The organism is Mesorhizobium sangaii, from assembly GCF_014207355.1.
GTDB classification, from domain to species: domain Bacteria; phylum Pseudomonadota; class Alphaproteobacteria; order Rhizobiales; family Rhizobiaceae; genus Mesorhizobium; species Mesorhizobium sangaii.
The window spans coordinates 737233-757964 of record NZ_JACHEF010000003.1 but is presented as its reverse complement, the minus strand read 5'-3'; the positions used below and the strand labels follow the sequence as shown (position 1 = coordinate 757964).

General features: G+C 61.7%; 20 protein-coding genes. 5 read left to right on the top strand and 15 right to left on the bottom strand.

Translation table 11 applies throughout. The annotated features are described in order from the left end of the window. Nucleotides 1-66 precede the first annotated feature (66 nt). The 8 genes from bamA to HNQ71_RS18755 all read right to left on the bottom strand — a co-directional run bounded on the left by bamA (nucleotide 67) and on the right by HNQ71_RS18755 (nucleotide 8690). Nucleotides 67-2433, bottom strand: a complete 2367-nt coding sequence (gene bamA / locus HNQ71_RS18790; RefSeq protein WP_184874161.1) for an outer membrane protein assembly factor BamA — start codon at nucleotides 2431-2433, stop codon at nucleotides 67-69. Between the two features lie 217 nt (nucleotides 2434-2650). Then, a complete protein-coding gene (gene rseP, locus HNQ71_RS18785; RefSeq protein ID WP_184874160.1) occupies nucleotides 2651-3793 on the bottom strand; it encodes an RIP metalloprotease RseP in 1143 nt (380 codons plus the stop codon). Between the two features lie 104 nt (nucleotides 3794-3897). Beyond that, on the bottom strand, nucleotides 3898-4713 hold the full coding sequence (locus HNQ71_RS18780; protein WP_184874159.1) for a phosphatidate cytidylyltransferase: 816 nt from the start codon (nucleotides 4711-4713) through the stop codon (nucleotides 3898-3900). Continuing rightward, on the bottom strand, nucleotides 4710-5444 hold the full coding sequence (locus tag HNQ71_RS18775) for an isoprenyl transferase (protein WP_184874158.1): 735 nt from the start codon (nucleotides 5442-5444) through the stop codon (nucleotides 4710-4712). The genes HNQ71_RS18780 and HNQ71_RS18775 overlap by 4 nt, the downstream gene beginning before the upstream one ends. A gap of 34 nt (nucleotides 5445-5478) precedes the next feature. Continuing rightward, nucleotides 5479-6033, bottom strand: coding sequence for a ribosome recycling factor (gene frr, locus HNQ71_RS18770; RefSeq protein ID WP_015317784.1), 555 nt, complete (start codon nucleotides 6031-6033; stop codon nucleotides 5479-5481). A gap of 109 nt (nucleotides 6034-6142) precedes the next feature. Then, nucleotides 6143-6865: a UMP kinase gene (gene pyrH / locus HNQ71_RS18765; RefSeq protein WP_013895365.1), complete on the bottom strand. Its 723-nt coding sequence runs from the start codon at nucleotides 6863-6865 to the stop codon at nucleotides 6143-6145. A gap of 162 nt (nucleotides 6866-7027) precedes the next feature. After that, the gene (locus HNQ71_RS18760; protein ID WP_184874157.1) at nucleotides 7028-8134 is read right to left on the bottom strand and encodes an aldo/keto reductase; all 1107 of its coding nucleotides are present in this window, start codon (nucleotides 8132-8134) and stop codon (nucleotides 7028-7030) included. 19 nt (nucleotides 8135-8153) lie between these two features. Next, the gene (locus HNQ71_RS18755; RefSeq protein ID WP_184874156.1) at nucleotides 8154-8690 is read right to left on the bottom strand and encodes a nuclear transport factor 2 family protein; all 537 of its coding nucleotides are present in this window, start codon (nucleotides 8688-8690) and stop codon (nucleotides 8154-8156) included. Nucleotides 8691-8805: 115 nt separating this feature from the next. On the opposite strand from HNQ71_RS18755, the gene HNQ71_RS18750 reads away from it, so the two are divergent. After that, on the top strand, nucleotides 8806-9726 hold the full coding sequence (locus tag HNQ71_RS18750) for a LysR family transcriptional regulator (RefSeq protein WP_184874155.1): 921 nt from the start codon (nucleotides 8806-8808) through the stop codon (nucleotides 9724-9726). A 31-nt stretch (nucleotides 9727-9757) separates the two neighbouring features. On the opposite strand, the gene tsf is transcribed toward HNQ71_RS18750, so the two are convergent. The 6 genes from tsf to HNQ71_RS18720 form a co-directional block, all read right to left on the bottom strand. Then, nucleotides 9758-10681 carry a translation elongation factor Ts gene (gene tsf / locus HNQ71_RS18745; protein ID WP_184874154.1) on the bottom strand — a complete coding sequence of 308 codons (924 nt, stop codon included), beginning with the start codon at nucleotides 10679-10681 and terminating at the stop codon, nucleotides 9758-9760. 109 nt (nucleotides 10682-10790) lie between these two features. Further along, on the bottom strand, nucleotides 10791-11573 hold the full coding sequence (rpsB, locus tag HNQ71_RS18740) for a 30S ribosomal protein S2 (protein WP_184874153.1): 783 nt from the start codon (nucleotides 11571-11573) through the stop codon (nucleotides 10791-10793). 176 nt (nucleotides 11574-11749) lie between these two features. Continuing rightward, complete coding sequence (locus HNQ71_RS18735) at nucleotides 11750-12361, bottom strand: LysE family translocator (RefSeq protein WP_184874152.1); 612 nt, start codon at nucleotides 12359-12361, stop codon at nucleotides 11750-11752. Beyond that, nucleotides 12358-12636 (bottom strand): DUF4031 domain-containing protein, encoded by a 279-nt coding sequence (locus tag HNQ71_RS18730; RefSeq protein WP_184874151.1) that lies wholly within the window; start codon nucleotides 12634-12636, stop codon nucleotides 12358-12360. Before HNQ71_RS18730 ends, HNQ71_RS18735 begins: the two co-directional genes overlap by 4 nt. 84 nt (nucleotides 12637-12720) lie before the next feature. Next, nucleotides 12721-14019: a lysophospholipid acyltransferase family protein gene (locus HNQ71_RS18725; protein ID WP_184874150.1), complete on the bottom strand. Its 1299-nt coding sequence runs from the start codon at nucleotides 14017-14019 to the stop codon at nucleotides 12721-12723. Nucleotides 14020-14138: 119 nt separating this feature from the next. Next, complete coding sequence (locus HNQ71_RS18720) at nucleotides 14139-14966, bottom strand: cell envelope integrity EipB family protein (protein WP_184874149.1); 828 nt, start codon at nucleotides 14964-14966, stop codon at nucleotides 14139-14141. Nucleotides 14967-15105: 139 nt separating this feature from the next. Here HNQ71_RS18720 and HNQ71_RS18715 point away from each other — a divergent pair, with 139 nt between their 5' ends. The 4 genes from HNQ71_RS18715 to HNQ71_RS18700 all read left to right on the top strand — a co-directional run bounded on the left by HNQ71_RS18715 (nucleotide 15106) and on the right by HNQ71_RS18700 (nucleotide 18114). Continuing rightward, nucleotides 15106-15570, top strand: coding sequence for a RidA family protein (locus HNQ71_RS18715; protein ID WP_184874148.1), 465 nt, complete (start codon nucleotides 15106-15108; stop codon nucleotides 15568-15570). Nucleotides 15571-15584: 14 nt separating this feature from the next. Then, the gene (locus HNQ71_RS18710) at nucleotides 15585-16313 is read left to right on the top strand and encodes a glycerophosphodiester phosphodiesterase (RefSeq protein WP_184874147.1); all 729 of its coding nucleotides are present in this window, start codon (nucleotides 15585-15587) and stop codon (nucleotides 16311-16313) included. A gap of 55 nt (nucleotides 16314-16368) precedes the next feature. Continuing rightward, nucleotides 16369-17583, top strand: a complete 1215-nt coding sequence (locus HNQ71_RS18705; RefSeq protein ID WP_184874146.1) for a GNAT family N-acetyltransferase — start codon at nucleotides 16369-16371, stop codon at nucleotides 17581-17583. Nucleotides 17584-17682: 99 nt separating this feature from the next. Continuing rightward, complete coding sequence (locus HNQ71_RS18700; RefSeq protein WP_184874145.1) at nucleotides 17683-18114, top strand: HIT family protein; 432 nt, start codon at nucleotides 17683-17685, stop codon at nucleotides 18112-18114. Nucleotides 18115-18263: 149 nt separating this feature from the next. Here HNQ71_RS18700 and clpA read toward each other — a convergent pair whose 3' ends face one another. Beyond that, entirely contained in the window at nucleotides 18264-20732 is a 2469-nt protein-coding gene (gene clpA, locus HNQ71_RS18695) for an ATP-dependent Clp protease ATP-binding subunit ClpA (RefSeq protein ID WP_184874144.1), read from the bottom strand.

Sequence of the window (20732 nt, the reverse complement as noted above, 5' to 3'; positions counted from 1 at the left end):
TATATCCAGCTAGGTCGGAACATTTCTCCCGGACCTGAAAAATCCGGGAGCATCATTGGCGGCCGATCAGAAGCGGGTCGATATGCCGAAGTTGAATTCCTGCACGTTGTCGGTCGCTTCCTTCTTGACCGGGATCGCATAGTCGATACGGATCGGACCGAACGGCGATGCCCACATCAAGCCGAGGCCGACCGAGGCGCGCAGTTTCAAGTCAGTCGAAGTCTGAGTGGCGACGGTGTCGCTGATCTTGGTGCCATAGAGCGTTGCAGCGTCAGCAAACACGGCACCGCGCAGACCGAAGCTTTCCGGAACGACCGGCAACGGGAACTGGGCTTCCGCTGAGGCGTTGAAATAGGTCGTACCACCCAGATGGTCGCCCGTCTTACTGTCTGCCGGGCCAATACCACCATATTCAAAACCGCGGATCATGCGGTCCGTGCTCTGGAACTGATCGAAGATACGCAAATCGCCGCCGCTGTAACCCTCGACATGACCCGCGCCGGCCGAAACGAGGCCGACTAGATCAAACTGCTCCGAAAGCGTCTGGTACACGCTGCCGCGCCCGGTCAACTTTACGTACTTGGCATCGCCGCCAAGGCCGGCAAACTCGGCCGTCGTGGTAGCGTAGATGCCTTCGTGCGGGTTCTTCATGTCGTCGATGGTGTTGTAAACCAGCCCAAGGCTGACCGACGATTTGATCCACGGACTTTGATCGATACCATCCAGGATGGCCGTGGAAACACTACATTTTGTAGGATCGTAAACCCCAGCGGTCTCACAACCATCGTCGAGTTTGTACTTCTCCTGCGAGATATTATACGCCACTTGGGTCGAGATGCTGTTGGTGATCGGCAAGCCGAAGCGCACCGTGGCGCCAAGGGTATCACTGTCGTAGTGATCATAGTTCCTCGTCTGCTTGAAGACGTCGAAGCCGGCTGCGATGCGCCGTCCGAGGAAATAGGGTTCGGTGAAGGACAGGCTGTAGTCGCGCGAATTTTTGCCGCCGCCTGCCGACACCTTGATGAACTGGCCGCGGCCGAGGAAGTTGCGCTCGGTAATCGATCCTTCGACGGACGGACCTGCCGTGTCGCCACCGGTCGAGTAGCCGGCACCGACCGAGAATTCGCCGGTCGATTTTTCCACAACGTCGACCACCAGCACGACTTGGTCGGGCTGCGAACCCGGAACGGTCGAGATATCGACTTTGTCAAAGTAATTCAGGTTTTCCAGGCGCTTCTTCGCGCGTTGGATGAGAACTTGATTGAAGGCGTCACCTTCGCTGACATCGAACTCGCGACGAATGACATAGTCACGCGTGCGATCGTTGCCGCGGATCTCGATGCGTTCGATATAGGCTTTGGTGCCCTGGTCGATGGTGTAGACCACCGAAATGGTGTGGTTCTCGAAATTGCGGTCGCCGCGCGGCGTCACCTGCGCGAAGGCATAGCCGGAACCGGCCACCTTCTCGGTCAGCGCGATGATGGTGTCCTCAACGTCCTTGGCATTGTAGACGTCGCCCTTGCGGGTCTCGACCACCGATTCCAGCGACTTCGAGTCGACTTCCGGGATTGTGCTTTCGACGCTGACATCGCCGAACGTGTAGCGGTCGCCTTCCTGGACGGTGATGGTGACCGTGTACTTGTTCGTCGCGTTGTCGAGTTCGCCGACGGCGGACACGACCTGGAAATCGGCATAGCCGTGATTGTAGTAGAAGCGGCGCAGCAGCTCCTGGTCAGCGCGCAGCTTATCGTCGTCATAGACGTCGTCGCGCAGAATGAAGGAAACCCAGGACGAACGCTTGGTATTGATCACATCCGACAGGCGGCGGCTGGAATAGGCGCTGTTGCCGACGAAATTGATCGCCGCGATCTGAGTGCGATCGCCTTCACTGATGTTGAAGACAACGTTCACGCGGTTGTCGCCAAGCTGCATGACCTGCGTGGTCACTGTCACATCGTCGCGACCGATGCGCCTGTAGGCAGCCTTGACCGCCTCGACGTCGGAATCGAGCGTCGCCTGCGAAAACGTTCCGCGCGGCTTCAACTGCACCGCCATCGCAAGCGCGTTGTCCTTGAGCTTCTTGTTGTTCTGGAACAGCACCTGGTTGACGACCTGGTATTCGGAGACCTTGACCACCAGCGTCGAGCCGACCTGGTTGATCTGCACATCCGAGAACAGGCCGGTGCCGAACAGCGCCTTGACCGCACTGTCGATATCGGAGCTGGAGAAGGCTTTGCCCGGCTTGATGGTAATGTAATTGCGGATGGTTTCAGCGTCGATACGCTGGTTGCCGCTCACTTCGACTCTGCTGACTACAGCGGCTTCGGCCGCCGATGTGGCAACGAACTGCACTGCGAGCGCGCCTGGCACGACAAGAGCCGCAGACAGGGTCACCGCGGACGCGGCGCTCAGAAACTTGGATGCTGCCTTCATCGGGCTTAATAACCTTTTCTCGTAGTCCCCACGGCGAGAAAACCGGACGTGCGGTGATTTCTCCTACCGTATTAACCGGATTTTCCCTACACGCAAGGCTTCTGGTTAATTTGAATTTACTTAACCTCGCGGCGTGGCTTTCGCGTCACTCATATCCCCGGGCATGGTAAACGGCGTCTCAACATCGTCCATGCCAAAGCCAAATTTCTTCATGATTTCAGCATCCAAACAGATCGTTCCAGAAAACGAACCCCATGAAGCACAGCACCAGAAGCAACCCGGCCCGATAGGCCATTTCCATCATCCGATCCGACACCGGACGGCGAATGACGGCCTCCACCCCGTAGAACAAGAGATGGCCACCGTCGAGGGGGGGAATCGGCAAAAGGTTCAGAAACCCGATGCCCACCGACAGCAGTGCAATCAGTTGCACGAGCCATTCGAACCCCAGTTTCGCTGCCTTGCCCGCCATGTCGGCGATCTTCACCGGGCCGCCCAGCTGACACTTGTCCTCGCGCCCGACAACGAAACGCTGCAGGAACTGACCGGTGCGCTGAATGACATGCCCAGTCTCCTCGACTGCCGCTGCAACTGCCCCGACGGGCGTGTAGGTGACGAGGCGAGGCTGGCCGAGTTCCTTGTTGTTGACGACGCCGATCACGGCGACCTTGACCTTGTTGCCGAGCGCGTCTTCCTGTTCCATCAGCCGCGGTGCCGCGGTCACCGTGACCTCCTTGCCGTCGCGCAGCATCACGAAGGTGATGGCGTCGCCGGCCCGGCCGGAAACCAGGCGCTGGACGTCACCAAAGGTTTCGACCTTGCTGCCGTCGACGCTGACGAATCGGTCACCGGGCAGGATGCCGGCTTTCGCCGCCGGGCTGTCAGCCGTTACCTCTGCGACCATCGGCTCGGCGACATAACGGCCATAGGCGGAAAACAACACGGTAAAGACGACGATCGTCAGCAAGAAATTGAACAGCGGCCCGGCGACCACCGTCGCCGCGCGCTTCCAGATCGGCTGCGTGTGAAAAGCGACCTTGCGCTCCTCCTCGGTCAGCGTCTCGATCTCTTCCGAAGTCGGCTGACTCGATGTGGCGTTCATGTCGCCGACGAATTTGACATAGCCGCCAAGCGGTATCGCGCACAGTTTCCAGCGCGTGCCGTGGCTGTCGTTGAAGCCGAAAAGTTCCGGGCCGAAGCCGATCGAGAAGGCCTTGACCCCGATGCCACACCAGCGCCCGATGAGGTAGTGGCCCATTTCATGGACGAACACGACCACGGTCAGCACAAAGAGGAACGGCACGAGCGTGCCAAGTACGAAGCCTTGTGTGCTGAAAAGCGCGTGAAGAATCTCGTTCAAGATAAACCCTCAAATTCTTCCGCGGCGCGGATAGCGCCGTGACTGTGGCATCAATCCAGGCGAATCCAAGGCGCAGTGCGCATCGGACCCTGAAATGACGCCTCTCAAACCGGAAACAGCCCCTGCGCCGGATGATCGGCGGTCGCCGAAATCCAGCCGATGACGTATAGGGCGAAAGCCGCCGCGACAAGCCCGTCGACACGGTCCATGACGCCGCCGTGGCCGGGGATGAGCGCACCCGAATCCTTGCAACCGTGGCGGCGCTTGATCCAGGATTCAAACAGGTCGCCAGCCTGGGCGACAATCGACAGCACGAGCGCAACCAGGCCGAGGAACGCCAGATTGCCGACGCCGGCAACCGCGGCCAGGATGAGGCCGGCCACAACACCGCCGACAGCGCCGCCGAGCGCGCCGCTGCGTGTCTTGCCGGGAGAGATCGAAGGCGCCAGTTTTGGGCCGCCAACCGTACGGCCAACGAAGTAGGCAAAGATATCGGTGGCCCAGACGACCGCGAACAGGAACAGGATGGCGACGAGGCCTGAACGATCACCATCGCGCAACAGGGCAAGCGACAGGCCGGAAACGCTGGCATAGGCAAGACCGGCCGCGTCCCATTGCCCGGTCTTGCGAACCGAGGCGGCAATCGCCGCTGCAGCAACCACGACCACGACAAGCGCCAGCAGCCACGATGCAGCAAGGCCGGCAATCAGGGCGCCAATCAAAACAACCAGCAGCGCTTCCGGCAGGAAACCCAGGCCCGTGGCCTCCGCTGGGCGCGACATGCGTGTCCATTCATAGAAGATCACCGCCGCCATCACCGCACACAACAACCGGAACGGCAGCCCCCCAAACCAGGTCAAGCTAAGGGTGATGATGGCAAGCACGACTGCCGAAATGACGCGAAGCTGGAGATTGCTCATCCTGCGGCCGGTCGCGAGGCAACGTCCTGCGGGCCAAGTCCGCCGAAACGGCGTTCGCGGCTGGCAAATTCGCGCAAGGCCTCGGCAAGATGCTCGCGGCTGAAGTCGGGCCAGTAGCAAGGCAGGAAGACGAGCTCGCTATAGGCAGCCTGCCACAGGAGGAAGTTCGACAGCCGCAGCTCACCACTGGTGCGGATCACCAGTTCCGGGTCAGGAATGCCTTGCGTGTCGAGAGCGCCGGCAAAGCTTTCGGCGGTGATCGCTTCGCTGTCGAGTTCGCCACGCGCCACGGCTGCGGCAAGCTTGCGCGCTGTGCGCACGATCTCGTCGCGTCCGCCATAGTTGAAGGCAATGACCAGCGTCAGCGCTTCATTTGCGGCGGTCAGCGATTCGGCCTCGTCGAGCAGGCCTCTGATGTCGGATTGCAGCCCTGCCCTGTCGCCGATGATTCGGACCCGCACACCGCTCTGGTGCAAATCGGCGAGATCACGGCGGATGAACAGTTTCAGCAGGCCCATCAGGTCGCTGACCTCGGACTTCGGCCGCGACCAGTTCTCCGACGAGAAGGCATAGACAGTCAGGAACGAGATGCCGAGCCCGGGTGCGGCGCGCACCGTCTTGCGCAGCGCCTCGACGCCGGCACGATGGCCAGCAAGACGAGGCAGCCCGCGCGCCTTGGCCCAGCGTCCGTTTCCGTCCATGATGATCGCGACATGCGCGGGCGTTGCCATGTTCTCGCTTTCGGGTCAGCCGATGGCCAAAACCCTAAACCTGCATGATTTCAGCTTCCTTATCGGAAAGCAGGTGGTCGATGGTGCTGATCGTTTCGTCGGTAAGTTTCTGGACCTGGTCGGAACGCTTGCGCTGGTCGTCCTCGCTGATGTCGCCGTCCTTTTCCGCCTTCTTCAGGAAGTCCATGCCGTCGCGGCGCACATGGCGCGCGGCGACCCGGGCGTTCTCGGCGTAGCCGTGCGAGATCTTGACCAGTTCCTTGCGGCGCTGTTCGTTGAGCTCCGGCAGCGGAATCCTGAGATTGGTGCCGTCGACGATCGGGTTGAAGCCCAGATTGGATTCGCGAATGGCGCGGTCGACCGCACCGACCATTGACTTGTCCCAGACCGACACCGAAATCATGCGCGGCTCCGGCACCGAGACGTTGGCGACCTGGTTGATCGGCATGGTGGTGCCATAGGCCTGCACCTGGATCGCGTCGAGCAGATTGCTGGAGGCGCGACCGGTCCGCAGCGAGGCCAGGTCATGTTTGAACGCGGCGATTGCCCCGTCCATGCGCCGCTTGAGATCGTCGTACTCACCACTCATCTTAATCTCCTCGACCCGTCTAGCGCGGGTTCACTGCTTCGGGGCAAGGCCCCGTGTTCGAGCCTGATTGTCGAAAACCGGGATCCCCTTTTTCGGGACCAGGCCCGGATCAATCGTCCGCGACGACCGTGCAGCGGCCGCCGCCCCTTAGAATATCGCCAAACCCACCTTTTTCGTGGATCGAATAGACGATTATCGGAATGTTGTTTTCGCGCGCAAGTGCAATCGCAGCCGTATCCATGATGGAGAGGCCGCGTTTTATGACTTCGCCATGGCTGATGCGCTCGAAACGCGTCGCATCCGGGTCCTTCTTCGGGTCGGCCGAGTAGACACCGTCGACCTGAGTGCCCTTGAACAGCGCGTCGGCACCGATTTCAGCCGCGCGAAGTGCAGCCGCCGAATCAGTGGTGAAGAACGGATTGCCAGTGCCGCCGGCAAAGATCACCACCTTGCCCTGGTTCATGTAGGCGGTTGCCTGGCGCTGTGAGAAACTCTCGCAGAGTTCGGGCATGGCGATCGCAGAGAGCACCACGGCGTCGACCCCGATCTTGTTCAATGACGTGCGCAGCGCCAGCGAATTGATGACCGTGGCAAGCATGCCCATGTGGTCGCCGGTGACGCGGTCACCGCCCTTGGAGGCAACGGCCACGCCGCGAAAGATGTTGCCGCCGCCGATGACGACGCCAACCTCGATGCCCAGTGCGCGGGCTTCGGCGATATCGGCGGCGATGCGGTCCACCACCGAAACGTCGATGCCGAAATGCTGTTCGCCCATCAACGCTTCGCCCGACGCTTTCAACAAGACACGTCGGTAGAGGGGCTTCACCGTCATATGGTCCTCGTCAATTTGCATGTGACGCGTTCTGGGTGGCTACCCTCGCGCAGGCGCCGCCCCCAAAACATGGCGCGATGCCGTGTTCCGATACACGAAGGGCGCCGCGATGTCACGCGGCGCCCGAGCCGGATATTCGAGATCGAGACGCTCTGCCAATCACTAGCTGACGCCGGCAAAAGCGCCTTCCATGAGCAGGTCCGGAAAGTAGCCCGCCGGCTTGTCGGCGACCGCCTGGCCCCCGGTGAGGCCACCTTGGATTTCCGGCCCGAAGAACGAATATGGGAATGGCGTGACTGGCCGGCTGACCGCGTCGAGCCGTGCCAAAAGTTCCCGCGGAATCTCGAAATCGAGCGCGCCGAGATTGTCCTTGAGCTGATCCAGCCTGGTCGCACCGATGATCACCGAGGCGACACCGGGTCTTGTCGCCGCCCAGTTCAAGGCGATTTGGGCCATGCCGCGGCCAAGCTCGCGGGCAACCTTTTCCAGTTCGGCAACGATTGCCCAGTTGCGGTCGGTAAATTTCTGGAAGCCCGGATTGCTCGAACCGCGCATTGTCTCCAGCCTGCCGCCGGCCTTATTGATTGTATCCGAACGATATTTGCCACTCAGCAGGCCGCTTGCCAGCGGGCTCCAGACCATGATGCCGGCGCCATAGCGCGTGCCGAACGGCACGAATTCATGCTCGATGTTGCGCTCGGCCAGCGAATATTCGAGCTGCAGCGCCGAAACCGGTTCATAGCCGCGTTGCTCGGCGACGGATTGCGCCCTGCTTGCGTACCAGGCGGGGATGTCGGACAACCCGACATGGCGGATCTTTCCGGCGCGCACCAGATCGTCAAGCGTCCGCATCACCTCTTCCGGCGACGTCAGCCTGTCCCAGGCATGCAGGATATAGAGATCGATGTAATCGGTACCGAGTCGCTTCAGTGAGCTTTCGACGGCGCGGATGATGTTCTTGCGGCCATTGCCGCCGGCATTTGGATTGCCCTGCTCCAGATTCATGCTGAATTTGGTGCTGATCACCGCCTTGTCGCGCAGGCCGCGCTCGGCGATGAACTCGCCAAGCCAGGTCTCGGAGGTGCCGCCGGTGTAGGCGTCGGCGGTGTCGAAGAAATTCCCGCCTGCCTCGACATAGGCATCGACCAGGGCGCGCGCCGTTTCCTTGTTGGCACCCCAGCCCCATTCGGTGCCGAAGGTCATGGTCCCGAGCGCCAGCCGGGTGACTCGCAGCCCGCTGTTGCCAAGGGTGTAGTAGGACATGGTCATGGTGTCGTTCCGATCCTGTTCAATGCCGATCCTGTCCGGGGGTCGTCTTGACCCACGGATTGCCGCGCTCATGCGTCATGCGGAATGTGAAGCCGTCCACTATCCAGCCGGCGCCCGAACGGGTCAGATGGTGTTCGTAGGTGCCCCAGACTTCCCAGAGCGGGTCGCCATTGCCTTCCATCCGGTTCCAGGCATAGCCGTTGGAGGAGACGGTCGCGGCGTTGCCGTCAATGGCGACCTGGTGGTTGGTGCGCAGATGCAGGCTGGTCTTGCTGCCCCTGAGATTCGCTGCCCAGCTTCCAATCAGATCGTCTGAGGCGATGGTGGCCGAGGGCTGTCCGCTCAGGCTGCTGAAGTCGACAGTGACGCGGTCAGCGAAGTAGCTGCGGGCCAGCCGCCAATCCTGTGCATCCACGGCGCGATCGATGGCATCGGCGATGCGGATGACCGCGCGCTCATCAGCGAGCGTGATTTCGCGGGATGGCTCGGCTCCGCCGGCGTCGACTGGCGCCAGCGCAATACCCGCCGCGAAGGTAGCGCACTTCAATGCATTCATATCTCTTCTCCTTTGGGCATCGGCCCGTCGCCGATCTGTTGGCGACAATGTGGGCCAGCGCGCCGGCGTCGGGAAGATTGCATTATCAGTATGGACTATGCGATATCATGCATGAATGGATCGAGACCTGCTCAGCCATCTTCCCGTCATCGTCGCCGTGGCGCGGCGCGGCGGCTTTGCGTCGGCCGCCGCGGAACTTGGCATGAGCCCTTCGGCGGTCAGCCACGCGGTGCGCCTTGTCGAAGAGCGGATCGGCCAGCCGCTGTTTGCCCGCACCACGCGCAGCGTTGCTTTGACCGAGGCCGGTGAGGCGCTCGTTGCGGCGGCGGAACCGGCATTGGAAGACATCGCCGACAGGATCGAGCGCATTCGCTCGGTGAAAGGCAGGGCGAGCGGCCTGCTCAAGATCAACGTGCCGCGCCTGGCGCTGCCGCTCGCCTTGATGCCCATCCTGGCGGCAATGGCCGAGCGCTATCCCGAAGTGACGGTGGAAGTGTTCACCGATGAGCGCCTGAGCGACATTGTCGGCGAAGGCTTCGACACCGGCATAAGGCTGGGCGAGATGATTGCCGAGGATATGGTGACGGTGCGGCTGACCGAGCCGTTCCGAACGATCATCGTCGCCTCCCCCGCCTATGTCGGACGCCACGGAAAGCCGCGAACGCTGGCTGATCTCTCCAGCCACAATTGCATCGGCTATCGGCTGTTGCGATCGCGCGCGCTCTACCGCTGGGATCTGTCCGACCAGGGCAAGGATATCGGCGTCGAAACGCGTGGCAGCGTCGTCGTCACCGATCCGCTGTCGGCGCGCGACATGGCGCTGGCCGGCATCGGGCTGGCCTATCTGTTCGAGCCGCTGGTGCGAGCCGACATCCAGGCCGGCCGGCTGGTCGAGGTGCTGCCTGAAGCCGCGATCGACGAGCCTGGGCTGTTCCTCTATTTTCCCCGCAGGGCGTCGATGGCGCCGAAACTCAGGGCCTTCATCGACACCGCACAAGAAATCGGCCGGGCATCCCTGCGGACGCCCGGCCGATAAAATTCGTTAGAAGGATAGCTGCCGCGGCAGCTTACTTCTTGACCGCCGCCGCGACTTCCGCCGCGAAATCGGTCTCTTCCTTCTCGATGCCTTCGCCCAGCGCAAAGCGCAGATAGGCGGTGATCTTGGCCGGGGCGCCGATGTCCTTCTCGGCATCCTTCAGCGCCTTCTCGACGGTGATGTCGGGATTGAGCACGAAGGCCTGCTTCAGAAGGACGACTTCCTCGTAGAACTTGCGCAGACGGCCCTCGACCATCTTCTCGATGATCGCTTCCGGCTTGCCGGACTGGCGCGCCTGATCGGAGAAGATCGCCTTCTCGCGCTCGATTGCCGCCGGATCGAGTTCTTCGGTGGTCAGCGCCATCGGGCTGGTGGCGGCAACATGCATGGCAACCTGGCGCGCAAAGGCGTTGGCGGCATGCTCGTTGCCCGTTGTCTCGATCGCGACCAGCACGCCGAGCTTGCCGAGGCCATCGGCAACGGCGTTGTGGACGTAGGTGGCGACGGCGCCATGCGGAACGGTCAGCTTGGCCGAACGGCGGAAGCCCAGGTTCTCCCCGATGGTGCCGACGGCGTCCTTGATGGTGTCGGTGACCGACTTGTCCGAACCCGGATATTTGGCCGCTGCAACCGCCTCGGTCTTGCCGCCATAAGCGAGCGCGACCTTGGCCACATTGGCAACGATCTCCTGGAACGCAGCATTACGAGCAACGAAGTCGGTCTCGGAATTGACTTCGACGACGGCGGCTTCGCGCGGGCCGGAATCGACGCCGATGAGGCCCTCAGCCGCGGTGCGGCCGGCCTTCTTGTCGGCCTTGGAAATACCCTTCTTGCGCAGCCAGTCGACGGCCTCTTCCATGTTGCCGTTGGTTTCGTTCAACGCCGCCTTGCAGTCCATCATGCCCGCGCCGGTCAAGTCGCGGAGTTCTTTGACCTGTGCAGCCGAAATGCTCATTGTCGCCTCTTTGTTTTAAATGCACCAACGCACCATCGAACCTCGATGGTGCGTCTGTTTAGCGTGCCAAAATATGAGAATGATGAAGGCCGCAACCGGCCTTCGATTATTAAGCTTCGGGGGCTTCCAATGCCGGAGCCGGATCGAGTGCCGGTTCGATCGGAGCTTCGATCGAAGCGCCGATGTCGACGCCGAGTGCACCCTGCTGGCGGGCGATGCCGTCGATCGCAGCCTTGGCGATCAGGTCGCAATAGAGCTGGATGGCGCGGGCAGCGTCGTCATTGCCGGGAATCGGGAAGTCGATCTTGTCCGGGTCGCAGTTCGAATCGATGATGGCGACGACCGGAATGCCGAGGCGCTTGGCCTCGAGGATGGCGATCGCTTCCTTGTTGGTGTCGATGACGAACATCAGGTCGGGCGTCGAGCCCATGTCCTTGATGCCGCCCAACGCCTTGTCGAGCTTCTCGCGCTCGCGGTCGAGGTTGAGGCGCTCCTTCTTGGTGAGGCCCTGGGCCTCGCCGGCCAGCATCTCGTCGAGTTTGCGCAGGCGCTGGATCGAGTTCGAGATCGTCTTCCAGTTGGTCAGCATGCCGCCGAGCCAACGCGAATTGACATAGTACTGGGCCGAACGCTGTGCCGCATCGGCGACGATGTCGGACGCCTGACGCTTGGTGCCGACGAACAGCACGCGGCCGCCCTTGGCGACAGTGTCGGAAACCTGCTTCAGCGCCTGGTGCAGCAAAGGCACCGTCTGCGAGAGGTCAATGATGTGGATGTTGTTACGGGCGCCATAGATGTAAGGCGCCATTTTCGGGTTCCAGCGGTGGGTCTGGTGGCCGAAGTGAATGCCAGCTTCCAAAAGCTGGCGCATGCTGAAATCAGGCAGAGCCATTCTTAGTTCCTTTCCGGTTAGCCTCCACGGACACAGGCATTTTTGGACTTTGTCCTCGAACGCCACCGGAGGTTTCAGCCGGATTTCTCCCGGGCAGACACCAAAGTCCGTGTGTGGAATGAGCGCGCATATAGAGGGGATGCGCGACAAACGCAAGTCGTGTGGCGTTTCACCACTCAGCGTGCGGCAATGAGCGCTCCGGTGCCGATCATCGCGCTGCCGGCAAACCTGTTCATCAGCCGCATGCGTCTCGGCGTCCTGAACCAGCCCGAAGCCCGCCCGGCAAGTGCAGCATAAATACCCATGGTGAGGATGTTGACGCTGACGACGACCGCGACCACCAGCAGTCCGTCGGCAAGGGTCATGGTGTTGAGGTTCAGGATCAGCGGCATGATCGAAGCATGGAACAGGATCGCCTTCGGATTGCCCAGCGCAATGGATGCACCGAGGAAGAACGACCGTGACAATCGTGCCTGCGACGCCTGCGGTTCATCCGATTGCGTGGCGGCGGCTCGCCACATCCTGATGCCGAGAAAAACCAGATAGGTGGCGCCCGCGTATTTCAGCAGGAGAAAAACCCATTCGAAAGTCTGGGCCAACGCCACCAGTCCAAGCAACGCCAGGGTGACCAGCACGGCATCGCCGGCGGCGACGCCGACCCCGGCCACGAACGCACGAAGAAACCCGCGCGACACGCCGTTGGTGATGACCGCGAACATCGCCGGTCCGGGTGTTGCGGCTGCAAGCGTGATCGCGGCGCAATAAGCCAGAAATGCCGTTGGTGTCATCGCCGAGCCTTTCCATTGGGCACCCGCACCCGCCGGAAGATCGCGACGATCTCCTCGCGGCTGCATTCGAAAGCGCCGAGCCGCACCGCACGGTCGCGCTCGAAGCCGGTTATGTCATAGTGCGGCGCCGATGTCTTGGGCGGCCCCTGGTAGGATGAGTGCTTGACGCCGAGTTGCGCGGCGAAGCGATGCAACTCATCGGTGTCGTCAGCCATCAGATGGCACCAGCGATGGCCAGCCCAGTTCCAGATCGCCGCGTCGACATAGACCGCCATGAAGCTTGCCGTCTGCCTTCCATTCTTCGCAATCCGCCATTCTTCGCAACTGAATGACGATCGGCCACATGGCCCGTTTGAATGTCAGTGACGATAGAATGGATTCGGATAGAAAATGAAGCTGCCACTGGCCGCAAGCTCGGCCACCGTGCTGGCGACTGTGGTCTGCATGCGACGGTGCAACTCGGCAACCGCATCGTCGGCCGAGCCGGCATGCTCATGCAGGCCAAGTGGATCGGGTACCCGAATGTGGGCGCAACGCGGCCCGGCCGGCTGCGGAATGAGTCGGTTCATCGTGTCGCGCAGTCCGCTCCGGCAATAGTCGTTGCGGATCCGCTTCAAGTGCTCGGCGATCTCCTCCTGCGTGACACGCGGATTGGCCGAGGCCCAGGGCCCGACGCGTTGCAACCTCTGAATCGTGTCGGCGAGCACGCGGACCTTTTCTTGCCCTTCCGCATGGCCGGTGTGTTCGCGCTGCCAACGACGCGCCCGCCGCAAAACCTCGGTGGTCTCGGGGACGGCGGTGTCGGGAGAAATGCCCTGGCCAAGCCGGCGGCTGAGCTCGGCGACCAAAGCCTTCTGGCGCTCGGCATAGGTTGCACCCTCTTCGGATGACAGGCTCCACGCGGCTTCGTCGCGGGCCAGCAGCGCCGAATAGATATGGTGGATGCGCTGCGGCAGCGTGTCGGTCGCTTGGCGTTCTATTTTCAGGTTTTTCTCGACATAGGTGCATTCCTTCGCCAGCGCCGCTTCGACATTCCTGGTGAAGACCAGTTTCCAGACGACCGGCGCGATCCAGACCTTGAAATCTGGATCTGTGGCTCTCCCCCGCTTGAGTGCCTCAAGCCCCATCTCGACGGCCCCCGGCAGCAACGGCGCCACGATGTTGGCATGCCAGCCGACGCCGCCTTCGGGGTGCAGCAGTACGCCATGGCCTTTCAAGGCCCAGGCGACGGAGTGTTCCTTGGCTGCCCCGCTGTTGCCGGGAATCTGGGCGATCAGGTTGTTGGCCAGCCAGAATTTCTGCATCAGCCGGCCAAGGCCGTTGACGACGCCATTCGTTGCCCAGGAGGCGGCAAGCGGGCTGACCTGCGACACGATCTCCTTGTCGATCATCCAGTCGGTGAAGAACTCTGGATGATTGGGCGTGATGAAGGTCGCCTTCCCCGCCCCGCAACTGGCGTTCAGGCGCTCGAGGCCTGCGTCCGGAAAGTCGATATGGCGGATATTGGCGACGCCGCGCAGCCCGGCCAGGCGGTTGAAGGGCAAGATATCACGAAAACCCGGTATCCCCCGCAGCATGACGATCCGGTTGACTGATGTCATGGCCCTGATCAGCGCCGGATTTGGCCTCGGCGCCACGAAGACATCGATCCTGCTCAAGCTGCTCCCCCCTATTGCGCCTCGATGCTGGGGAGGAAGTTGGGAGGTGATTGCGGCGCGTTCAAGTCGTTCACCACGACAACGCCCTGTCGTGGTGAATCAACTGGCCAGTTGAAGCACTATTTGGTCGGGCAGGTCTTCGACTGGTCGAACAGCGAAAGATTGACCAGTTTGCCGGTCATCGAGAAGTCGCCATAGTCCATGACGAGGTCGCGGGTGATGCCGTTGTCGTGCAGCTTGAAGCTGATCCGGTATTCCGGCACCTCTTCGCCTGTCTTGTCGGTGTCGTCGAAATAGGCGATGTCGACCGGCCAGTATTTGTCGGTAGCGAGCTTCGCCAATGCCGGAGCCTCCGGGTCTGCCTTGTCCGCATCGGTTTTCTTGCCGACGACGACAGTGGTGGTCATCACCTTGTTGGCGTCTTCGGAACCGTCGAACAGGTTGGTTTCGTAGAAGTTCTCGCCCTTTTCAGCCTTGCCGATCAGTTCGACCAGATGCTGGGTCGGAAATTGGGTCATAGCCAGTTCAAGGCTGTTCTTTTCGGGCTTGTCGATATCGACCTTCAAGCCCTTGGTCCCTTTCGTGGCGATGCCCTTGACCTCCTTGTCGAGATTCTGGTCAACGAAGGACTTCGTCACGAATGAAAAGGTCTTGCCTTCGGCGTCCTCGAAAGTGGTCGTCTGCTGGTCGGTCAGCTTCGTGTTCTCGTTGGTGACGATCTGGGTGACGAAACGGAATTTTACCGTATAGCCTTCACAGGCCGAGCCGTTGAACTCATAGACCATGCGGCCGGATATGCCCGTGATGCCGGATTGATCGGATGCCTTGTTGAGGGTGAGATCGTAAACAGCGCGGTGGGCTTGCAGCGCCGGCACGGCGAAAGCAGGGCCTATCGAGAACACCGCCGACAACAGGACGGCATGGAATGCAAGGCGCGTTGCGCGCATGTGGTACTCCGATCGTCGCGGCTGATGGCAGGCCGCAGGGAAAGATGGTCCAGCTTAAAAAAAGTCGTGGCGGAAGCGAGGCAAAAATAGCAATTTCGGCCCGGCCAGCGCGGCGTCACCCAAGCAATAGGGAAATACCATGAGTGAAACAATCGAAAAGCGGCTAAGCGATCTGGGCGTGACGCTTCCTGTCGCCGCCGCGCCCGCTGCCAACTATGTGCCCTATTGCAGGTCCGGCAACCTCTTGTTCACAGCCGGGCAGTTGCCGCTCAAGGACGGCAAGCTGCAGGCGAGCGGCCTGCTCGGTCGCGACGTCGACACCGCGGCCGGCAAGGACGCGGCAAAATACTGCGCGATCAACATCCTGGCGCAGGCCAAGGCCGCACTCGGCGACCTCGAAAAAATCCGCCGCCTGGTGAAGATCACCGTCTTCGTCGCCTCGACACCGGATTTTGTCGAACAGCATCTGGTTGCCAACGGTGGCTCCGATTTCCTGGTTGCGGCACTTGGCGAGCGCGGCAAGCATGCCCGCTCCGCTGTCGGCACCGCCTCGCTGCCACTTAATGCCGCAGTCGAAATCGAAGCGATCTTCGAAGTCGAGTGAGCCAGGAGACGACCATGACCGACCTATCCTGGCTGACCGCCCGGCCTGTCGCCCATCGCGGGTTCCACGACATGAACAAGACGCGCTGGGAAAACACGCTTTCCGCCTTCGCGGCTGCGGCCGAGCGCGGCTACGCCGTCGAATGCGACGTGCACCTGTCGTTGGACGGCGTTCCCGTCATCATTCACGACGACGACCTGCAAAGGCTGACCGGTCAGGACGGTTTCGTCTGGCAACGCACCGCGGCGGAACTCACGGCGCTGAAGGTCGGCGGCACCTCGGATCATCTGCCGACGCTGCAGGAAGCGCTCGACCTGGTCGACGGCCGCGTGCCGATGGTCGTTGAGCTGAAAGGCATCCCAGGCCGCGACGAGGGCCTCGTAGCTATCGTCGGCAAGATGCTCAAACACTACAAGGGCAAGTCGGCGATCATGTCGTTCGACCACTGGCTGATCCGTGATTTTCCGAAACACGCGCCGGGCATTCCGGCCGGACTGACCGCCTACGGCAAGGATGTCAAGCTGATCGAGGCACATTTCGCCATGCTGGCGCATGAGATCGACTTCACCTCCTATGCCGCCGGCGATCTGCCGAACCGGTTCGTCAGTTTCGTCCGCGAGAAGCTGAAAATGCCGGTCATCACCTGGACGGTACATGACCAGCCGGCGGTCGACCTGACCTATAGATATGCCGACCAGATGACATTCGAAGGGTTCGACCCCGACCTGGTCAAAGTCGCCTGAAGTCGGTGTCTGAAACGTGACTTGTACCCAGCCGGACGGAGCTTAAATAAGCCCCATGGATCAAGGCGACGACGGCGATGACCAGACAGCGAATGCGGACTATTTGATCCGCATCGCCGCAGGCATCGGTGCTTTCACCCCGGATGAGTGGAAAAGCCTCAGCGGGACCACGTCTGGTGACTCAGAAAATGGCTACAACCCGATCGTTTCATTTGCTTTTCTGAGCGCACTCGAAGAGTCCGGCTGCGCCGTGCGGCGCACCGGGTGGCAAGGTCATCATTTGCGACTGGAGACCGCGCAGGGCAAGCTGCTCGGGGCGGTCCCGTCCTATCTCAAGTCGCACAGCCAGGGCGAATATGTCTTCGATCATGGCTGGTCGGATGCCTTCGAACGCGCCGGCGGCCGCTACTATCCAAAACTGCAATGCGCGGTGCCGTTCACACCGGTTACCGGCCCTCGCCTGCTGGTCACCAAGGGCGAGGATGTCGGCGCCGTCAAGGCCGGGCTGGCGGCGGGCCTGAAGGCGGTCACGCAAAAACTCGGCGTCTCTTCCGCGCATGTCACCTTCGCCCAGGAAAGCGACGTCGACGTGCTGGAAGCGGCAGGGTTCCTGCATCGCACCGACCAGCAGTTCCATTTCTTCAACGAAGGCTTTTCAACCTATGACGACTTCCTCGCCACTCTTGCCTCGCGCAAGCGCAAGGCGATGAAGAAGGAAAGGCGCGAGGCGCTGGCCAACGGCATCTCGATCGACTGGCTGACCGGCAAGGACCTCACTGAAAAGGCCTGGGACGACTTCTTCGCCTTCTACATGGACACCGGCAGCCGCAAATGGGGCCGGCCCTATCTCAGCCGTCAGTTCTTCTCGCTGATCGGCGAACGCATGGCCGACGACATCCTGCTGGTGATGGCCAAACGCAACGGGCGCTACATTGCCGGCGCCATCAATTTCATCGGCTCCGACGCACTCTACGGCCGCAACTGGGGCTGCATCGAGGACCATCCCTTCCTGCATTTCGAGGTCTGCTACCATCAGGCGATCGACTTCGCCATCGAGCGCAAGCTCAGGGTTGTCGAGGCAGGCGCTCAAGGTGAGCACAAGCTGGCGCGCGGCTACCGGCCGGTGACCATGCATTCCGCGCACTACATAGCGCATCCCGGCTTGCGCAACGCCGTTGCCGACTATCTCAGGCGCGAACGGCACGAGGTGGAGCGGATGAGCGAATATCTGGAAGGGCACACCCCATTCCGCAAGGATCTGGAGGAGTAGCGACCGGGCTGCTCCGATGGCGGGGGCGACTTTACCCGATCGTCTTGCCGACTTTCGACGGCTTCGCTACACGAAATGGCACAATCCGGAGCGTTCGCCATGGCTGAGACCCCCTATGACACCGACAACATCTTCGCAAAGATCCTTCGCGGTGAAATTCCCTCGCACCGCGTCTACGAGGACGAAGCGGTCGTCGCCTTCATGGATGTGATGCCGCAGGGGCCGGGCCATACGCTGGTGGTGCCGAAGGCGCCGTCGCGCAACCTGCTCGACGCCGACCCGTCAACGTTCGGCCCGCTTTTCACGGTCGTCCAGAAAGTGGCGCGGGCCGTCAAACGAGGGTTTGGCGCCGACGGCGTCACCGTCATGCAGTTCAACGAGCCTGCCTCGGGGCAGACCGTCTACCATCTGCATGTGCATGTCATCCCGCGCTTCGACGGCATTCCCCTCAAGCCGCACACGGGCGGGATGGAGAAGCCGGAAGTGCTGGCGCAGAACGCCGAAAAGATCCGGGCGGCGCTGCGAAGCTGACGCAGCACGTCGCTTTGCGACGGCCTGGACGATGCCTGATTTTCCCGATCGCGGCTTACCGTTGAGGGTGACGATCCGCCCGGCCATGCGTCCCTCATTGCTGCAATGAAAAAGCCCCGTCTCCGGGGCTTTTTCGACTTTTGTGAGGGTCAGTTCTTTCTGGGCAATTGCGGCACCAGGCTGCGCTTGCCACCATCCTTGCCCTTGGCTTCGGGCTTCTGCGCCACCAGCTTCTTGGCCGCGGGCTTTTTCGCGACGGCCTTCGTGGCCTTCGGCGTTTCTTCCGGCTCTTCCTTCTTCGGCTTCACCGGCGCCTCGTCGGCGAGCGATTCGAGCTTTAGGCCGGTCTCGCCGGTTTCCTTCTTCTCGACGGTGACACGCACCGTGCCGCCCTTCTTGAGCTTGCCGAACAGCACCTCGTCAGCCAACGGCTTCTTGATGTGCTCCTGGATGACACGGCCGAGCGGCCGCGCACCCATGCGCTCGTCATAACCCTTGTCGGCGAGCCAGGCGATGGCATCGGGCGACAGATCGAAGGTGACGCCGCGCTCGGAAAGCTGGGCCTCGAGCTGCATGACGAACTTCTGCACCACCTGGTGGATCACCGGCACCGGCAGCGAGCCGAACGGGATGATCGCATCGAGACGGTTGCGGAATTCCGGCGTGAACAGCCGGTTGATCGCCTCGACGTCGTCGCCTTCGCGCTTGGTCGAACCGAATCCGATCGCCGCACGCTGCGCATCCGACGCGCCCGCATTGGTGGTCATGATCAGGATCACATTGCGGAAGTCGATCTGCTTGCCGTTATGGTCGGTCAGCTTGCCGTGGTCCATCACCTGCAACAGGATGTTGAACAGGTCCGGATGCGCCTTCTCGACTTCGTCCAGCAACAGCACGCAGTGCGGATGCTGGTCGACGCCGTCGGTCAATAGACCGCCCTGGTCGAAGCCGACATAGCCGGGAGGCGCGCCGATCAGCCGCGATACGGTGTGGCGTTCCATATATTCCGACATGTCGAAGCGGATCAGCTCGACGCCAAGCGATGCAGCCAATTGCTTGGCGACTTCGGTCTTGCCGACGCCGGTCGGGCCCGAGAACAGGTAGGAGCCGATCGGCTTCTCCGGTTCGCGCAGGCCGGCACGCGCCAGCTTGATCGCCGAGGTCAGCGCGGTGATCGCGGTATCCTGGCCATAGACGACGCGCTTGAGCTCGATATCGAGACCCTGCAGCACCTTCTCGTCGTCGGCCGAAACCGTCTTCGGCGGGATGCGGGCCATGGTGGCGATCGTCGCTTCGATCTCCTTGATGCCGATCGTCTTCTTGCGCTTGGCTTCCGGCACCAGCATCTGCGAGGCACCGGTCTCGTCGATCACGTCGATCGCCTTGTCCGGCAGCTTGCGGTCGTTGATGTAGCGCGCCGACAGCTCCACCGAGGCCTTGATCGCCTCGTTGGTGAACTTCACCTTGTGGAACTCCTCATAATAGGGCTTGAGGCCCTTCATGATCTCGATGGCGTCCTCGATGGTCGGCTCGTTGACGTCGATCTTCTGGAAACGCCGCACCAAGGCACGGTCCTTCTCGAAGAACTGGCGGAATTCCTTGTAGGTGGTCGAGCCGATGCAGCGGATCGCACCCGACGACAGAGCCGGCTTCAACAGGTTCGACGCGTCCATAGCGCCGCCCGACGTGGCCCCTGCCCCGATCACCGTGTGGATCTCGTCGATGAACAGCACCGCGCCGGGATAGTCCTCGAGTTCCTTGACGACCTGCTTCAGCCGCTCCTCGAAATCGCCGCGATAGCGCGTGCCGGCGAGCAGCGTGCCCATGTCGAGCGCGAAGATCGTGGCATTGTGCAGCACTTCGGGAACGTCGCCCTCGACGATGCGCTTGGCGAGGCCTTCGGCGATCGCCGTCTTGCCGACGCCGGGATCACCGACATAGAGCGGATTGTTCTTGGAGCGGCGGCACAGGACCTGGATGGTGCGGTTGATCTCGGACTCGCGGCCGATCAGCGGATCGATCTTACCGGCCTTGGCCTTGTTGTTGAGGTTGACGCAATAAGCGGTCAGCGCGTCCTGCTGCTGCTTCTTCTTGCCGCCTTCCTCTTGCGGCTCGGCGCCGTTCTGGCCGCCCTGCTCGTCATCGGCGCCGCGCGGGGAACGCGTTTCCGACGCGCCCGGACGCTTGGCAATACCGTGCGAGATATAGTTGACCGCGTCGTAGCGGGTCATCTGCTGTTCCTGCAGGAAATAAGCAGCATGGCTCTCGCGCTCGGCGAAGATGGCGACGAGCACGTTGGCGCCTGATACTTCCTCGCGGCCCGACGACTGCACATGGATCACCGCGCGCTGGATGACGCGCTGGAAACCAGCGGTCGGCTTGGAGTCCTCGTCGTAGCCGGTGACCAGATTGTCGAGTTCGGTGTCGATGTAGGTGAGAACCGTGTGCTTCAGTTCGTCGAGATCGACATTGCAGGCGCGCATGACGGCGGCCGCCTCGGTGTCGTCGATGAGTGCGAGCAGCAAATGTTCAAGGGTTGCATATTCATGGTGCCGCTCATTGGCGAGCGTCAGCGCCTGGTGAAGCGCCTTTTCCAGGCCTTGGGAGAAAGCCGGCAT

Excerpts from the sequence above, each read along its gene's own strand:
- tsf (WP_184874154.1), bottom strand. The coding sequence starts at position 10,681 with ATGAGCATTTCGGCTGCACAGGTCAAAGAACTCCGCGACTTGACCGGC.
- HNQ71_RS18760 (WP_184874157.1), bottom strand. The coding sequence starts at position 8,134 with ATGACCATGTCCTACTACACCCTTGGCAACAGCGGGCTGCGAGTCACC.
- HNQ71_RS18750 (WP_184874155.1), top strand. The coding sequence starts at position 8,806 with ATGGATCGAGACCTGCTCAGCCATCTTCCCGTCATCGTCGCCGTGGCG.
- HNQ71_RS18755 (WP_184874156.1), bottom strand. The coding sequence starts at position 8,690 with ATGAATGCATTGAAGTGCGCTACCTTCGCGGCGGGTATTGCGCTGGCG.
- HNQ71_RS18730 (WP_184874151.1), bottom strand. The coding sequence starts at position 12,636 with ATGGCGGTCTATGTCGACGCGGCGATCTGGAACTGGGCTGGCCATCGC.
- pyrH (WP_013895365.1), bottom strand. The coding sequence starts at position 6,865 with ATGACGGTGAAGCCCCTCTACCGACGTGTCTTGTTGAAAGCGTCGGGC.
- HNQ71_RS18720 (WP_184874149.1), bottom strand. The coding sequence starts at position 14,966 with ATGCGCGCAACGCGCCTTGCATTCCATGCCGTCCTGTTGTCGGCGGTG.
- HNQ71_RS18705 (WP_184874146.1), top strand. The coding sequence starts at position 16,369 with ATGGATCAAGGCGACGACGGCGATGACCAGACAGCGAATGCGGACTAT.
- bamA (WP_184874161.1), bottom strand. The coding sequence starts at position 2,433 with ATGAAGGCAGCATCCAAGTTTCTGAGCGCCGCGTCCGCGGTGACCCTG.
- frr (WP_015317784.1), bottom strand. The coding sequence starts at position 6,033 with ATGAGTGGTGAGTACGACGATCTCAAGCGGCGCATGGACGGGGCAATC.
- rpsB (WP_184874153.1), bottom strand. The coding sequence starts at position 11,573 with ATGGCTCTGCCTGATTTCAGCATGCGCCAGCTTTTGGAAGCTGGCATT.
- HNQ71_RS18735 (WP_184874152.1), bottom strand. The coding sequence starts at position 12,361 with ATGACACCAACGGCATTTCTGGCTTATTGCGCCGCGATCACGCTTGCA.
- HNQ71_RS18710 (WP_184874147.1), top strand. The coding sequence starts at position 15,585 with ATGACCGACCTATCCTGGCTGACCGCCCGGCCTGTCGCCCATCGCGGG.
- HNQ71_RS18780 (WP_184874159.1), bottom strand. The coding sequence starts at position 4,713 with ATGAGCAATCTCCAGCTTCGCGTCATTTCGGCAGTCGTGCTTGCCATC.
- HNQ71_RS18700 (WP_184874145.1), top strand. The coding sequence starts at position 17,683 with ATGGCTGAGACCCCCTATGACACCGACAACATCTTCGCAAAGATCCTT.
- HNQ71_RS18775 (WP_184874158.1), bottom strand. The coding sequence starts at position 5,444 with ATGGCAACGCCCGCGCATGTCGCGATCATCATGGACGGAAACGGACGC.
- clpA (WP_184874144.1), bottom strand. The coding sequence starts at position 20,732 with ATGCCGGCTTTCTCCCAAGGCCTGGAAAAGGCGCTTCACCAGGCGCTG.
- HNQ71_RS18715 (WP_184874148.1), top strand. The coding sequence starts at position 15,106 with ATGAGTGAAACAATCGAAAAGCGGCTAAGCGATCTGGGCGTGACGCTT.